The organism is Acinetobacter sp. TGL-Y2 (assembly GCF_001612555.1).
Taxonomy (GTDB): Bacteria; Pseudomonadota; Gammaproteobacteria; order Pseudomonadales; family Moraxellaceae; genus Acinetobacter.
Genome location: NZ_CP015110.1, coordinates 781,771 through 797,285 on the forward strand (window position 1 = coordinate 781,771; position 15,515 = coordinate 797,285).

At 38.3% G+C, this 15,515-nt stretch carries 13 protein-coding genes; 6 read left to right on the forward strand and 7 right to left on the reverse strand.

From position 1 onward, the window contains the following. Positions 1-19 precede the first annotated feature (19 nt). Both AMD27_RS03680 and AMD27_RS03685 read right to left on the reverse strand, forming a co-directional pair. Positions 20-3,622 (reverse strand): SbcC/MukB-like Walker B domain-containing protein, encoded by a 3,603-nt coding sequence (locus tag AMD27_RS03680; protein ID WP_067656506.1) that lies wholly within the window; start codon positions 3,620-3,622, stop codon positions 20-22. 9 nt (positions 3,623-3,631) lie between these two features. Next, positions 3,632-4,882 (reverse strand): exonuclease SbcCD subunit D C-terminal domain-containing protein, encoded by a 1,251-nt coding sequence (locus tag AMD27_RS03685; RefSeq protein WP_067656509.1) that lies wholly within the window; start codon positions 4,880-4,882, stop codon positions 3,632-3,634. Positions 4,883-6,530: 1,648 nt separating this feature from the next. On the opposite strand from AMD27_RS03685, the gene AMD27_RS03690 reads away from it, so the two are divergent. The 3 genes from AMD27_RS03690 (at position 6,531) to AMD27_RS03700 (ending at position 9,319) form a co-directional block, all read left to right on the forward strand. After that, positions 6,531-7,574 (forward strand): aliphatic amidase, encoded by a 1,044-nt coding sequence (locus AMD27_RS03690; protein ID WP_067656512.1) that lies wholly within the window; start codon positions 6,531-6,533, stop codon positions 7,572-7,574. A gap of 30 nt (positions 7,575-7,604) precedes the next feature. Then, a complete protein-coding gene (locus tag AMD27_RS03695; RefSeq protein WP_067656515.1) occupies positions 7,605-8,666 on the forward strand; it encodes an AAA family ATPase in 1,062 nt (353 codons plus the stop codon). A 170-nt stretch (positions 8,667-8,836) separates the two neighbouring features. Then, entirely contained in the window at positions 8,837-9,319 is a 483-nt protein-coding gene (locus tag AMD27_RS03700; RefSeq protein WP_067656518.1) for an AmiS/UreI family transporter, read from the forward strand. Positions 9,320-9,465: 146 nt separating this feature from the next. On the opposite strand, the gene AMD27_RS03705 is transcribed toward AMD27_RS03700, so the two are convergent. From AMD27_RS03705 to AMD27_RS03715, 3 genes are read right to left on the reverse strand one after another with little or no spacing between them, the layout of a single operon-like run. Further along, complete coding sequence (locus tag AMD27_RS03705) at positions 9,466-9,669, reverse strand: hypothetical protein (RefSeq protein WP_067656520.1); 204 nt, start codon at positions 9,667-9,669, stop codon at positions 9,466-9,468. Positions 9,670-9,699: 30 nt separating this feature from the next. Next, positions 9,700-10,248, reverse strand: a complete 549-nt coding sequence (locus AMD27_RS17960; RefSeq protein WP_081405901.1) for an IS630 family transposase — start codon at positions 10,246-10,248, stop codon at positions 9,700-9,702. After that, a complete protein-coding gene (locus tag AMD27_RS03715; protein ID WP_067655598.1) occupies positions 10,245-10,619 on the reverse strand; it encodes an IS630 transposase-related protein in 375 nt (124 codons plus the stop codon). Before AMD27_RS03715 ends, AMD27_RS17960 begins: the two co-directional genes overlap by 4 nt. Positions 10,620-11,140: 521 nt before the next feature. Here AMD27_RS03715 and AMD27_RS03720 point away from each other — a divergent pair. Beyond that, positions 11,141-11,590, forward strand: coding sequence for an ABZJ_00895 family protein (locus tag AMD27_RS03720; RefSeq protein ID WP_067656523.1), 450 nt, complete (start codon positions 11,141-11,143; stop codon positions 11,588-11,590). 69 nt (positions 11,591-11,659) lie between these two features. Next, the gene (locus tag AMD27_RS03725; RefSeq protein WP_067656526.1) at positions 11,660-12,565 is read left to right on the forward strand and encodes a TIGR01777 family oxidoreductase; all 906 of its coding nucleotides are present in this window, start codon (positions 11,660-11,662) and stop codon (positions 12,563-12,565) included. A gap of 29 nt (positions 12,566-12,594) precedes the next feature. Here the strand turns inward: AMD27_RS03725 and thiO are convergent, their stop codons facing one another. Together thiO and hemB are read right to left on the reverse strand one after the other, a co-directional pair. Further along, positions 12,595-13,698 (reverse strand): glycine oxidase ThiO, encoded by a 1,104-nt coding sequence (thiO, locus tag AMD27_RS03730; RefSeq protein WP_067656529.1) that lies wholly within the window; start codon positions 13,696-13,698, stop codon positions 12,595-12,597. Between the two features lie 82 nt (positions 13,699-13,780). Then, positions 13,781-14,794, reverse strand: a complete 1,014-nt coding sequence (hemB, locus tag AMD27_RS03735; RefSeq protein ID WP_067656532.1) for a porphobilinogen synthase — start codon at positions 14,792-14,794, stop codon at positions 13,781-13,783. Between the two features lie 108 nt (positions 14,795-14,902). Here hemB and AMD27_RS03740 point away from each other — a divergent pair, with 108 nt between their 5' ends. Next, the gene (locus tag AMD27_RS03740) at positions 14,903-15,400 is read left to right on the forward strand and encodes a thioesterase family protein (RefSeq protein WP_067656535.1); all 498 of its coding nucleotides are present in this window, start codon (positions 14,903-14,905) and stop codon (positions 15,398-15,400) included. Positions 15,401-15,515: the final 115 nt, after the last annotated feature.

The window sequence follows — 15,515 nt, forward strand, 5'->3', positions numbered from 1 at the left end:
CTGATGAGGGCTTTTTATTTTATCCCACCACTTCAATGCTGCTTGCCCCTGAACCCAGTGGTTTAACTTGAATCTGCACGGGAATGCGTTCATGCATGTCTTGAACATGGGAAATCAGCACCACTTTACGACCTTGGCTTTGCAAATGATCCAGAGCATTCATCACCATATGCAGGGATGCAGGGTCGAGTGTACCAAAGCCTTCATCGATAAATAAGGATTCAAGTTTCATCGAGCCGGATGCCATATTGGCAATCGCAAGGGCCAAAGCCAGTGACACCAAGAAAGTTTCACCGCCAGACAAAGACAGCACGGGGCGCACTTCACTGTTCATGTCTAAATCAATGATGGCAAGGCTTAAACTATTCGGTACCCGATGTAATTGATAGCGGGGTGCCAAAGGTTGCAGTTGTTGGTTGGCGTATTCCACCAAAATATCCAAGTGATGCTCTTGTGCAATCTTTTTAAACTTGGTGCCTTCCTTGTGCCCAATCAGATCATAAATGCGGCCCCAACGATATTCTTCTGCTTTGATCTGTTCAATCTTACTTTGGTATTTGGCATAGGTGGCTTGATTGTTGGCATTCATGCGTAACTTGGCATCAATTTCATTAAAGCGATTTTGCTGTTGAGTCTTTTCTTGATGAAGCAGATTCAAACCCTGTTCAATCTGTTCAAAATCATGCTCAGGCTGCAATTTCAGATGCGCCTTATATTGTTCTTCGAGCAATTGCCATGCGGTTTTGGCATTTTCTAACAGTTGTTTTTGATTATTCAGTTGACGGCGAATCGCTTGATGTTCAGTCAAACCAATGCCGATACATTGCTCAATAATCTCATGAGTAATTTGAGGATAATTGAGCTGCCACACTTGGATACTGTGCTCGGCTTGGTCAAGCTGTTGGTCAAGCTGTTGCAATTGAGTGATCAAGGACTGAAGTTTTAAGTTGCCTTGATTAAGCAGAGTGTCCGCCTGAGTGGCTTTGTGTTGCTGATCTTCCAGTTGTTGTTCTAAGGTTTTAGCGTGTTGTTCCAACGCCTTTTGCCAATCTGACGCGACCCGATATTCCTGACCTGCATAGGCTCGAGTGAGATTCAATAATTGCTCTCGAAATGTTTTACCTTGTTCAATCAGATGATCTTGTTCAACACTTAACTTGTCAAAATGTTGTTGCTCGTTGTTGAGTTGATACTGAATTTTCTCAAGCTGCTGTTGTTGGTTGAGCAACTCATTTTCGAGTTGTTTATGGGTATTTAAATGCTGTAGACGCTGCTGCAGCTGTTGTTGAATCTGCGCCAACCATACGCTTGGAGTTTGCGTTTTAAACGGCTCAGGAAGCTGGTGTTGAATCGGTTGGATTAGTTGTTGCAGGCTTAAATATTCCTGTTGCAACAATTTATGCTGTTGCAACTGCTGTAAGGTACTGCGCCATTGTTGCAGTAAAGCCGACATGGTTTTTTCTTGCTGACTCAGTGTGTCTGTTTGCGTGGTCATAGCAACAATCTGTTGCTCAACGATCTTCTGCACCGTATCTATGTCAGCGTCACGATTTTGGCTTAAGCCCCATTCAGTCAGTTGAGTGACCGCATGTTGTATGGACGCCGTGTTCTGCTGATTTAACTGAAGTAAATTGTATTGTTGCTGTTCGATCAAAGTTTCGAGTTTTGAAAGCTGAATCTGTTGCTGTTGTTGTTGTTTGAGCAGATGCTCGTACTTGTCACGGGCTTCGGTGAGTTGTTGCTCTTGCAGTTGCTGTAAGCCTTGCTCTAAAAGGGCGTGAGGGTGTGCATAAGGGTGTTCAGAACTTCCACAAACCATACACGGCTGATCGGTTTGTAATTGGGCACGTAACTCCTGCACGCTTTGCGCATGTAGTAAGCGCTGCTGTGCCAAAACATGTTCAAGTTGTTGCAGAGACTGCTGTGCAGTCGCAACCTGTTGTTGAAGATGTTGAAGTTGGGTCTGCTCGGTCTGATACTGACTTTGTTGCGTCTTTAAATGGCGCTCAAGCTGCTCTGCTTGTTTGATGTGATTTGCCACCTGAGCAATACGTTGTTGCAAGGTATCGAGTTGATAGCGCTGTTTTTGAAGTGTACTTTGCTGCTGTTGTAGCGCCGTGAGTTGCTGCTCAAGCTGTTCTAAACTTTGCTGTGTTGCTGACCAATTTGCCAAGTGCTGAGTCGCGACAGTGATCTGCTGTTCGAGTTCGCTCGGGCTTAAAGATGAATGTTGAGGATGACGTTGTGCTAAGGCCTGCTGTTGCTTTGCGTAGGATTCAAGCGATTGCAATATACTCTGCGGTTCTTGATCAAAGACCTGCAAAAAAAGGGTCTGATCAAGCTGCTGCTGTGTATGGCTCATTTGAGTTTGAATACTGTGCAGTTGACTGCTGTGCTGTTGAATCTGCTGAGTTAATGGCAGAATACGATTGTGCTGGAACTGCTCATGTTCAGCATGGATCTTTTTATACTGCGCTGTAATGCTGTTGATCTCATGATCAAGTTTTAAACCTGCTTCTAAGTGCGGACGAATATCCTCACGATTTTTTTGAGACTGTTGTTGCTGTTGTTTTAACGCAACCCATTTGGATTGCTCGGTGGCGACAGTGTGTTGAATGGCGGCAAATTCAGTTTGAAAGGCTTTTTGCTCTTCTAAGGTCTGCTGTTTTGTTGGGGCAAGCTGTGTGCGTTGTACAAATTGTTCTCGTACCGACTGAAACTGATCAAGATGTTCAAGCAATTGTTGTTGAGCTGCAGATTTTTGTACCGCATCGAGTTGAACGTCATAAATCTCTTTTTTGCCCTGTACATCGGCATATAGACGATCTCGATCGAGCTGCCATTTTTTTTCATTCTCTAAAAGCTTTTCAGCCTGCTGTAGGTTTTGTAGTTGTAGCGCTTCTGCTGATTGTTGTTGTTGCAGTTGCTCGATTTCTGCTTGTGACAACATTTCAATATGGCCAATCAAATTTTCCAGCTCCACGCGCTGCTGTTTGACCTGACTAAACTTTTCCGCGGCTTTGATACTGACCAAACTGAAAATATGTGAATTGGTCAGATATTCAAGTAAATCTGCACGCTCGTGATCTTTGGCTTTTAAAAATGCACCCACTTCGGATTGAGCCAGTAACACCGCGCGGGTGAACTGCTCAAAACTCAGTCCAATCAATTTTTCTACAATCGGCGTGGCTTCAGAGATTTTATGATTGAGTAGGCATTGATCATCGAGACAGGTAATCGCGCGTTCTAGTTTTAGATTGCCATCGACTTTATTGCGCGCACGACGAATTTCCCAACGGGCTTGATAACGCTTGCCATCGAGTGCAATAAATTCAAGTTCAGCAAACCCAGAAGTCGTACCACGACGTAAAATATTTTTAGAATCTTTGATCGAAATGTCCTGACCGCCGACATCTTTGAGGCTACCGGCTGCACCACTCAGGCGAGGGACTTCGTTATACAGCGCAAGACACATCGCATCGAGCAAGGTGGATTTTCCTGCACCAGTTTTACCGGTAATGGCAATTAAACCCGCATGGGCAAGCGGTGCATCGTCAAACTGAATATGATGCGTACCGGCTAAAGAAGCCAAATTATTTAAACTTAAACGTAAAATTTTCATGTTTTCGCCTTATCCCTGTTTTTCATCAAGATCATGCTGCGCTTCATGCAACAATTGTTGAAAATCTCGCAGTACAGCGGCATCGGGTTCATACCCTTGTTTTGACCAAATATTGGCAAATAGCGATTCAGGAGTGGGGGGTGCTAAGTCAATTTTGGATTCGTTATGTTGGTCATCGGCACTTTTTCGATAAACCCGGCTGATGCGTAATAAGCGATAACAATCTTTCGGTAAAGCCAATTCAATTTGTTGACGTAAATCGACAGGGGGAGGCGCATCGGTGGTGTATTCAATTTCTAAGAAATCACGTGCGGACAAATGCGCTATTTCGCCGCTCGGCAAGGATTTAATTTTTTCGATTAACTCCTTAAGTTCAGCTCGAACACGCATTAACCCGACAGTACGTGGAATAAAAATGGGTTGATATTGGAAGCGCGTGTCATCGTTTTGCGTAGGGTCAATGGTCACTTCGACCACTTGATGCTTGTAATTGATTTCACTAAAGGAAAGTGGAATAGGGGAGCCACTATAACGAATATGATCCTGACCGACTTTTTGCGGTTTATGCAAATGTCCAAGCGCAACATAATCAATCACCTCATCAAATAATGCTGTCGATAATGCCTCTTCATTGCCAATCACAATCGGACGTTCTGAGTCCGACGTTTCACCGCCTTGCATATGGGCGTGTGACATTAAAATCAGCGCTTGATCATCAGACTTACGTGCTTTGGCTTCAGCAATCAGTTGTTGATGAATATAGGCAATTGCAGACTGATTATTAAGAGTATGTTCATTCAGTCCTGTAATTTCAGCAGGGCGAAGGAACGGTAGTGCCAAACACCATGCGACCACTTGTTTTTGTTCGTTATAAATGGGAATGAGTAGGCGATCTAAATCAAGCAGACCTGCGCTATTTTTATGGACTACACCGACTGTTTTAGCATTAAATTTTTCCAGTAAAGGTTCAACTTGCTCAATGCGATAGCCTGAATCATGATTACCCGCAATCATGAGCGTTTGCATATGTGGGGCGATGTCATATGCATCTGCTAAAAATTGATAGAGCTGTTTTTGCGCTGCAGATGCTGGATTGATCACATCAAAAATATCACCGGCAATGAGTAAAGCATGCGGTTGTTTTTCTTGAATTTGATTGAGCAACCATTTGAGAAATTGAGTATGTTCATAATCACGATCATGGTTATGAAAGAACTGCCCCAAATGCCAATCTGAAGTATGTAAAAAACGAACCGTCATAAAATTTGCCCCATGCCTTGAGAAGCATAGTAGCGAAATAATGGACTGAATTTCTAGTGTTAAATGAGTTTAGGCGGGTGTTGTTAAATTAAATAAAACTAAGTTAAATGATTGAGAGTAATTATAGATAACGAGAGTTAGAATGCAGGTTTTTTAAGAAGTCATTCGTTAAGATATCATCACGAGCTAAAAGCTGAATGAGTTGGTTATATGGATGTAAATTACATAATGTGATGAATACATTTGGTGATATCCATTGTTCTGTTTTATCCAATGGTCATATTGTTGATATTGAAATGTATACATTTCAATTAAAAATCACAGACGACCTATAATTCAGATAATGAATGAATTTAATTAAACCGGAACTAAGATGATTTTAGAGAAATTCAATTTTTAGTACATTACTGGGTTAAGTCATGTTGTTAAAATGAATGGTTATTCAGTATTTGTGTGTCATCTGCTCTTCTTTATAAATATTATGATATATCTCGATCTTAGAAAGATAATAAGGCATAGAAATATTTAGAGGGTTTATGCTTTAATTAAAGTGAATACAATAATTTTAAAAAAATCAAAACATTAAGCTGGAAATTATTTGCAAGCTAAATAAGCTAACCAAATAAGATATAGTTAGAATTTAAATTAAGACGTGTTACGAGAAATATCCTTATGAAAAGTAGTGATAGATGAGAAAAAATAGATCTTTGATTATTTTTTGTATCACTACCTTAATTCTCTTATTTATACAAAATTCACGTTAAAAGTATTTTGACTATAAATATTAAATTTAGATTAACTTAAAGTTAACCATAATACTTATAAAATCATCACTTTGTTTTTGATTTCTGTAGTTATATTTATTATTCATTAATGCGGTAATGAATGTTTTGATGTAAGTTATTGATTTAATTTTAATAAATTATGTAATACCTATGTGTAGTAAAAAAATAATAATATTAACGGGGATGTATAATTTTTCTAGTAAGTATTCATTTAACATGAATAAGAAATTGTACGGTAGTAATGAGATTCTTTGTATGGATAGTTGATGAGTTAATAGATGATTTTAAAATACAATTAGATAAGAAAACAAGATTAATAAATACTGTGGGAATTTAAATTAAGTTGTATTTATTATTTTGAATAATAAGTATCATATATGAAAAAAAGTGATATATTGTTAACATTATGGTGTTTGCTTTGTATATTTGGACAATATTTTTTAATTTTGTGTAAAAAAGAAAACATGGATATTATTGTTTATTTGAAAATTTAATTTAGATTAACTTAAAAATGATAATAAATTGTATTTGGAAATATATCGTTTATTTATAGTTTGGTTTTATTATATTTGTTTAATATTCATGTATTGATTAAATAATTATGAGACTAAAGTATTAGTTTGGTATTTGAAGTTTATGATTTGTTTTTAGTGATTAAAATAAATACAAATCAAATATTTAGTTTCTATTAATTACTTTTAAAGCTTAAAAAACAAAATATTTTAATGTTGATAAAATAGTGTTAGCTTTGATATCGATATCGATATCGATATCGATATCGATATTAAGTAAATGACGTGGTTTTAATAACACTGATTTTATCAATCTAATCATAATATTTAAAGTTGAAAAGGAATAACAAAATGAGACATGGTGATATTTCAAGTTGTCCAGATACGGTTGGTGTTGCAGTTGTTAACTATAAAATTCCTCGCTTGCATTCGAAGGCTGAAGTTTTAGAAAATGCAAAAAAAATGGGTGAAATGATAAAGGGAATGAAACAAGGTCTTCCTGGAATGGATCTCGTAATTTTCCCAGAATACAGCACAATGGGCATTATGTATGACCATGATGAAATGATGGCGACTGCAACAACAATTCCAGGTGATGAAACAGCTATCTATTCAAAAGCTTGTATTGAGGCCAATGTTTGGGGGGTATTTTCAATTACGGGTGAACAACATGAAGAGCATCCGAATAAAGTCCCTTATAACACTCTAATTCTTATTAATAATAAGGGTGAAATAGTTCAAAAATATAGAAAAATTCTTCCATGGTGTCCGATTGAAGGTTGGTGTCCAGGAGACACAACTTATGTAACGGATGGACCAAAAGGTATCAAACTATCATTAATCATTTGTGACGATGGTAATTATCCTGAAATTTGGCGTGATTGCGCAATGAAAGGTGCAGAATTGGTTGTTCGCTGTCAAGGCTATATGTACCCATCCGCTGAGCAACAAGTGACTATGGCAAAAGCTATGGCTTGGGCAAATAATATATATGTTGCAGTAGCCAATGGTACTGGTTTTGATGGTGTTTATTCATTCTTTGGTAACTCTTCTATTATTGGTTTTGATGGTCGGACATTAGGTCAATGTGGTACTGAAGTTGATGGCCTCCAATATGCACAACTTTCAGTAAGTCAGATTCGTGATGCTCGAAAATATGACCAATCTCAGAACCATTTATTTAAACTTTTACATCGTGGTTATACAGGTGTACATAACAATGGTGATGGTGATAAAGGTTTAGCAAATTGTCCGTTTGATTTTTATAGGACTTGGGTTTTAGATGCAGAAAAGGCTCAACAGAATGTCGAAAAAATTACCCGTTCTACGATCGGTGTAGCTGAATGTCCAATCGGTAATTTGCCGCACGAAGGCATTGAAAAAGAAGCAAATTAGTTCATATAAAATCAAAGGGAGGTATTTGAGATGACTTTTGCTAGCGATCGTATGCAAGCCAATCAGGAAGTCTTAGACAGGGAACGTTATGACATGCAAAGCAAAGAGCGTATTGCACGTACCTCTCGTTTTAATTTCGACCCTAATGATGTTATGGAAAAACTTCGTAATAACATTATTGGGCAAGACGCTGCACTTAATGAAATTGCAAATATGCTCATGACGGTAAAAGCTGACTTTAATGTGCCAAATCGGCCATTAGCAGTCACTCTAATGCTTGGACCAACAGGTGTAGGTAAGACAGAAACTGTTCGACTAATTGCTCAGGCCATATATGGTAAACCAGATGCTTTTTGTCGTATTGATATGAATACGTTAGCACAAGAACATTATGCAGCAGCATTAACTGGTGCACCTCCTGGTTATGTAGGCTCAAAAGAAGGCAATACCTTATTTAATGAGGAACAGATACAAGGAAGTTTCTCTAAACCAGGAATTGTATTATTTGATGAAATAGAAAAAGCAAGTAATGAGGTTATTCGTGGATTACTTAATGTTTTAGATACAGGGACGCTCAATCTTACATCAGGAACAAAATCACTGGATTTTAAAAATAGTTTAATTTTTATGACCAGTAATATTGGTACTAAGGAATCACAAGCTCGTTTAAAACTTCTTGCTAAATTACCTCAGCGGTTACAGCAATTTGCTAAAGCAACTAAACTTGATGATTCAGAAATTACAGAACGGGCATTACATAAAAAGTTTGATCCTGAATTTCTAAACAGAATCGAGCGTATTCTGCACTATCAAGCAGTATCAACAGATTTTATATCCCAACTAATTGTTTTGGAAGTTGAAAAATTAAATCTTCGTCTGCGTAAGCAAAATAGAACTGTATCACTTACAGAAAATGCAATTAAATTTTTATCAGAGAAACATGATGTACGTTTTGGTGCTCGTGGTTTAGGTCATCGTTTTCGTGTCTTAATCGATTCGAAGCTTGCACGGTTTTTATTGGAAAATCCAAATGCAAATCATATTGTTATTGATTATCAGAAGAAAGAAATTGAGATTAATATCGTTAATTAAACTAACAATTAATGGTTGAAAGTGTCTCTATGAAATTTGTTCTGCGTGGAATAGATACCATATTTCTAAAATAAAATTGATTTAAGGATGATCAAAAAAATCAACATTATAAATTAATGTTTTATACACCATGGCGGCACTATTGCTAAAACAAAAAAATGGAGAGGCTTATGCTAGGAGTTGCACTTTTATTTATAGGATCTGTATTGTTGGTTAATGGTTTAGGGTTAAATGGAAAAATGGAAGCTAGAGATTCTGCACCATTTAATCTATTAGTAGGATTGTTAGCCTTTTTCATCAACGGTATTGCTTTATATAGAGGAAATAACCCACTTGACTATTTCGGTGTAGCAGCAGGATTACTGTTTGCATTTACATATCTATATTTAGCGGTTGTTCAATGGTTTAATTTAAAAGGTATTGGTTTAGGTTGGTATTGTCTTTTTGTGGCTATAAACGCATTCATTTTTGCTACACTAGCTGGTGAATATCGCTTAATTGTTATGTGGGTGCTATGGTCCAGTTTGTGGTTCTTATTCTTCCTAGTATTAAGCCTTGAAAAAAATCTTAAATTTCTAGGAAACTACACAATTTTTATAGGCGTTTTTACCTGTTGGATACCAGGTCTATTAATGTTAACCAACCATTGGTAAATATTTGATTCAAAAAATTATTTTAGATATCTAGCCCTGTATGGGCTAGATATCTAAATTAAACTCAAATCTCTAATTGTAGACTATCGATGTGTTCAATTTTTCGTACAACAAAGTCTATGAGTATTAACATAACGTCTGTATTCCTAAGAAGGATCTGCCTTAATTTTTTTTTGTCCATATTCAAGTGAACCTTGTAAGTGTTTTATACTTCTTAATTCTTCAACAATTCTAATATCATGTTTTAGATTCATCATATATCCATGAGTACGAGAAAGTGCAATATTGGGATATTCAGCTTCAGCAAGGACATCTGCAGACAGTTTGCAATTTAAACATTCATCTATCATCTATGGATATAGCTGGATTTAAATTTTAAGCTACATTGCCTTCAAGCCTAAATCGAGCGCTTCTTCTATGTTTTTGTCAAAACGGACAGCGATACTTTTAACTTTGGATTTTAGCACTGACCATGCTTTTTCAATTGGATTTAAATCTGGACTGTAAGCAGGCAAGTACATGATTCTACAGTTAAAGTCTTTGGCTAGTTTTTTGATATCTCCGTTCTTATGAATCGAAGCGTTATCTAGAATCAGCAGATGTCTTTTGGTCTTATCTTGATTATCTTTGGTTAAATTTTCAAGTAGATATCTCAACCATCCCGTGAACATTGCTCGATCGCATGAACCTTGAAAAATCAAAGGGTAAAGGAACTGATACGCTGAATTAGACCTCACAGCACTGATGATACTTAATCTTTTACCATGACCACCCAATTTTAAAGCAGCGCAACGACTGCCTAGTTTAGACCAACCATATTGCGCTGTATCTGTGGTGTTTATCCCAGACTCATCAATATAAAGAATCTGATCTTCCCCAAACTCCTCTTTCCATTGCGGAAGAAACCAGTTGAATACAGCCCTTGTTATTTTGTCGGCTTGCTTATAGAGAAAACTCTTTTTTTACGTGTCCAACCAAGTCTATGAATGGCTTTTAACAGGGTTGAGTAAAGGATTGGATACCCAAACTTTTGTTCAAATAAAGGGATGAGATCTTTCACTTGAGAAAATTCAGTAGTTTCAATAAAGTGTTTGAAAGCATCCATATCCTTGATTTTAGTGGGTCGACCTGCATTGATTTTAGGCTGTTTCAATTCTCCAGTGGTGTTTTGAAGAAGAATCCAATCATCCAAAGTGGTTCTAGATATTTTAAAGGTTTTACATGTATATGATTTGTGATTATTTTCTTCATAAAACTGCATGACTTTTTCACGTAAATCCACTGAATATACTTTAGGCATGATCTTGAACAAATTAATTTTTTATCATTGTATCCTAAAATAAGATTGCAGCTATACCAGCTCTGTTAAATTAGGATTTGGTATTCTTTTGCAGAATTGTATAATTTGATTAAATAAAGACTAGGCTAAACTATTGTTTTTGACATTGAGAGGATTAGGTATAGGTGTGCCTTGCATATTGAATATTTTTATTGTAATAAAAAGCTAAAATCTTATAGTAATAACATCACTAAAATAAAAAGCCGACGATTCGAGTGATGGAAAATCGTCGGCCAAAATGCTGAGATCAATAAAATTTAGGCTGCTATTCTAAATTTTGAGGCTCAAGCATGATTTATAAGTCTCATTGGAGTTAAAGGTCACCGAGGTTCTTTGCGGATGCCATGGCAAATACTTCGCGGGTTCTACTGACCTTGTACTCTATATAACGACCAAGGGTTTCAATTGGTTGACAAGAAAAACAAATAAAGTTGAAATTTTTTTCTATACTGTGTCGGTAAAATTAAATTTGAGTAATCTACATGGTTGTTTTGAGCAAATATTTTTTTAGATTTTTTATCTACTGCGTGATTTTAACCATGATGGTCGGTGTCATCGCGGCGTTGACACCGAGTTTTGTGGGACAGGTGCTCACTGCATTTCCATTTCTCATTGCCATGATATTGGTGCTGTTTCATTTTATTCGTAAAGAACAGCGTGCGCCCACACCCAGTGAGCGCAACAAAATTGCCTTGGGTTATAGCTTGATCTTTTTTAGCTACAATATGCTTTTTGCGCTATTAGGGCCGTTAATTTTCAACTGGAAAGAAGACAATATTGTTCAGGTATGGCTGCAATTTATTAGCCATAAACAGTTCTTATTTCAACTGATTGCACAGCTGATGATGTACATGATTCCACTGTACATTATCACCTTTTGGTTTTATGGCAAACAAGCTGAGCGCATGGCCAATAAAATATTAGGAACTTAAATTTGTTTGCGTAAAGGCTTTTTTTTGTATATAGCATAGAAGCAACTTTATGGGTAAAGCGCACAAACGATGAACACATTATTGGTTTTGGTAACCGGTGCCTCTGGTTTTATTGGCACCCAATTGATCTCGTATTTACTGCAACAAAATTATCGTGTTGTCGGCTTAACCAGACAGAAAAATAAAGTTGCTCAGCATCCCGCTATGCAGTGGATTAACGACTTGGAAGAACTGACCACTGATCAAATTGATTACGTGATTAACTTAGCCGGTGAAAGCATTGGACAGGGTCGCTGGACAGACCATCGTAAACAGAAATTGATACAAAGTCGGGTGGGAACCACCGAAAATTTATATCGGTATCTGAGCAAAAGAAAGGTATTTCCTAAACGGATCATTTCAGGTTCTGCTGTTGGGTTTTATGGTATTGACCCTTCAGAGCAATGGTTTGACAGCTGTGATGAGCGCACCCCCCCACAAGCGATTTTCATGTCTGAACTGTGCCAAAAATGGGAAGCCGTGACCGCTCAATATCCTGATCAAAATACTAAGACTATTCGGTTAGGTGTGGTTTTTGGGCGCAAAGGCGGTATTTTGCCACAAATGCTGTTGCCTATAAAAATGAACATGGTGAAAAAGATCGGGCATGGACGCCAACCCTGCGTTTGGGTGCATATTCAAGATGTCATTCGTGCGATCGAATTTTTAATGCTCAAGGATACATCTGAGCAGATTTTCAACGTGGTTGCACCCGAAAAAGTCAATCAAAAAACCTTTGCTGATACGGCATGCTTGATCTTAAAGAAGAAACCACTTTTTAACCTACCCGGTGTAGTGATGAAGACTGTTTTGGGAGAACAATCACAGTTGATTTTAAATGGCCAATACGTTAAACCTAAAGCGCTACAAGATGCAGGTTTTGAATTTAATTTTCCAACATTAAAACAAGCACTTGAAGATGTAATCATTCTTTAACTTAAGAAAAATATCGCGTTACACAAGATCTAAAGACTTAAAGGATCAGTCGAGTAGGGCTGAATGTCACTGAGTGTTTTCTGTTTCAATATCATTTGGCGCAATAGTCTTGCAGATGCTGGTCCCATACATAGCCCATTTCGATAATGTCCAAAGTTCGCCCAAAGATTGTCGATATTGGGCATAAGTCCAATATAAGGAATGCCGTTCGGAGAGCTGGGTCGCAGGCCGGCCCACTGTTGAACAATCGGGAAATGAGACAGTTCTGGCACCATTTCTATAGATGCCTTATAAATATCTTGTAGCGTATGGAGAGTTGGACGCTGATCAAAACCGATCTCATTCATACTTGAACCACAGACGATATGACCATCCTGCCGTGGAATCAAATACATCACCTTGTTCATACACATGCTCGGAAGCCATTGTTCAGGCGTTTTAAACAGGAGCATCTGTCCTTGAACCGGATACACAGGAATATTTAGATTGAGCTGCGTTGACCAATGTTCTGACCAAGCGCCAGTTGCAATCACATAGTGATCCGCATGAAAACATTGACCATTTTGAGATTGGATATATTCAATCTGATCAAGATGTATTTTAAAGTGATCGATCCAAGTATTTTCATGAAACTGAACGTTAGGATGCTGTTTTAAGTAATGAATCAGTGACTTTAATAATCGTGGATTCCTTATATTGGCAATATGAGGGAAATAGATTGCCTCTTGAAATTGACTTGAAACTCTGGGGTTTGTCTTAGCTAATGCGCTTTGGTTTAAGTATTGACAGTATTGCATCGGATCTTGATGCTGATTTTTATAATTGAGTCCGATTTCAAAATCATCATGATCAAAAATCAAAAGACCTGTTTCATGAATTTCAAAATCAACCCCCGTAATCGGCTTGAGTTTTTCATTCCATTCGCTATACAGCGTTTTGGCATGTTTGGCTAATTCATTCACTTCTGGTGGATAGCGCCAAGGATACATGGGAGAGAGGATGCCACCACCTGCCCATGAGGCGGCTTTTCCTGCATGTTGTTGATCAAAAATACTGACGGAACATCCCTGTTCCACAAGTTCAAGTGCAGTCAGTAGACCACTGATTCCCGCACCGACAATGGCTATATGCATCCCGCACTCTTTAAATCGTTGATTAAAATTTTTATACCTATAAAAAACCCTCATGCACAGTGAGAGGTTGGTTATTTGAGTATTACTTCATCTCTTTCAGCATTTTTGCGGCATCTTCAGCGAAGTAGGTCCAAATACCATCTGCACCTGCACGGCGACATGACATGAGTGACTCCAAAATCACACTTTCAGACAACCAACCATTTTGGATCGCAGCAGCCAACATGGCGTATTCGCCACTGACTTGATAGACAAAAGTCGGAATACCAAAGGTGTCTTTCACTTCACGTACGATGTCTAAGTACGGCATACCGGGTTTGACAATCACCATATCCGCACCTTCTTGAATATCCAGTGCAATTTCATGCAAGGCTTCTGCACGGTTGCCTACATCCATTTGGTAGGTGTATTTGTTGCCACCTTTTAAGTTACTGGCTGAACCGACTGCATCACGGAAAGGGCCGTAGAAGCTGGACGCATATTTTGCTGAATACGCCATGATGTTGGTGTAAATATGACCGTTGGCTTCAAAAGCTTGACGAATCGCCGCAATACGACCGTCCATCATGTCGCTTGGTGCAAAGACATCAGCACCTGCTTCAGCATGGCTTAAGCCTTGTTTAATCAAACATTCAACGGTTTCATCATTTAAAACATAGCCCGTCTCATCAAGAATGCCGTCTTGACCATGTGTGGTATAGGGGTCAAGTGCGCCGTCTGTGATGAGCACCATTTCAGGGAACTCTTTTTTGAGTAGACGAACGGTGCTTTGCACCAAGCCGTCATCACGCCATGCGGCTTCAGCGTTTAAACTCTTGTCTTCTTGAGGGGTGACAGGAAACAGTGCCAGTTTAGAAACACCCAATTGCAAAAGTTTTTCAGCTTTGTTTAACAACAAATCTGCTGAAAGACGCTGAATGTTTGGCATACTAGCGATGTCTTGGTTCTGATTTTGACCGGGTAAGACAAATACCGGATAAATGAGATGATCAGCAGATAGATGCGTTTCTCTCACCATCGTTCTGAGCTTGTCATTTTTTCGAATACGGCGCATACGTGTAGCGGGAAAAGCAGGACGATTAAACGTATAAGTCATTAAAGTCTCGATCTTCGGTATTTAAACTTGCGGTCATTGTAGCCCCCTTCATGCGGTTTTTGGGAAAATGCTGATGGTTTTTTCTCATGATGTTAATTTGAGTTTGTTATGAATGATTCCCAAAAAAAATGGACGGGCAACCTCCATTTAGGTACAAAGCCTGAAATTAATGTGGTGCTCAACCAACTTAGCCAAGTTTTTAATTCATCGCCTTATTTTGCGCACAATGAAATGCAGATGCGTGTGGTGAATGACGAAATTGAAGGTTATATCGAAATGAAGCCAAATTTGATTGGTAATATTTCATTCCAAATTTTGCATGGTGGTGTTGCAGCGACATTACTCGACAGTATTGGCGGGATCGTGGCAATGGGTGAGCTATATAAACGGGCTGAGCCTGACCAACTTGCGGACACACTAAAAAAAGTATCTCGTTTGGCCACTGTGGATATGCGAGTGGATTATCTCGCGCCAGGTCGTGGTCAGTATTTTACAGCCAAAGCTGAAGTGCTGCGTATGGGGCGTAAGGGCTGTACTATGCGCATGACCATGGTCAATGATGAAAATAAACCGATTGCTACAGGCATTGCATCCTATGCATATTGATCTGACTGACTGACTGACTGATTGAATTCGAATGAAGATTCAAAAGCCACTCAATGCAGTGGCTTTCTTCTGGGCATGTATTTATTCTAATTGGCTAATACTGTGAAAATAAAAA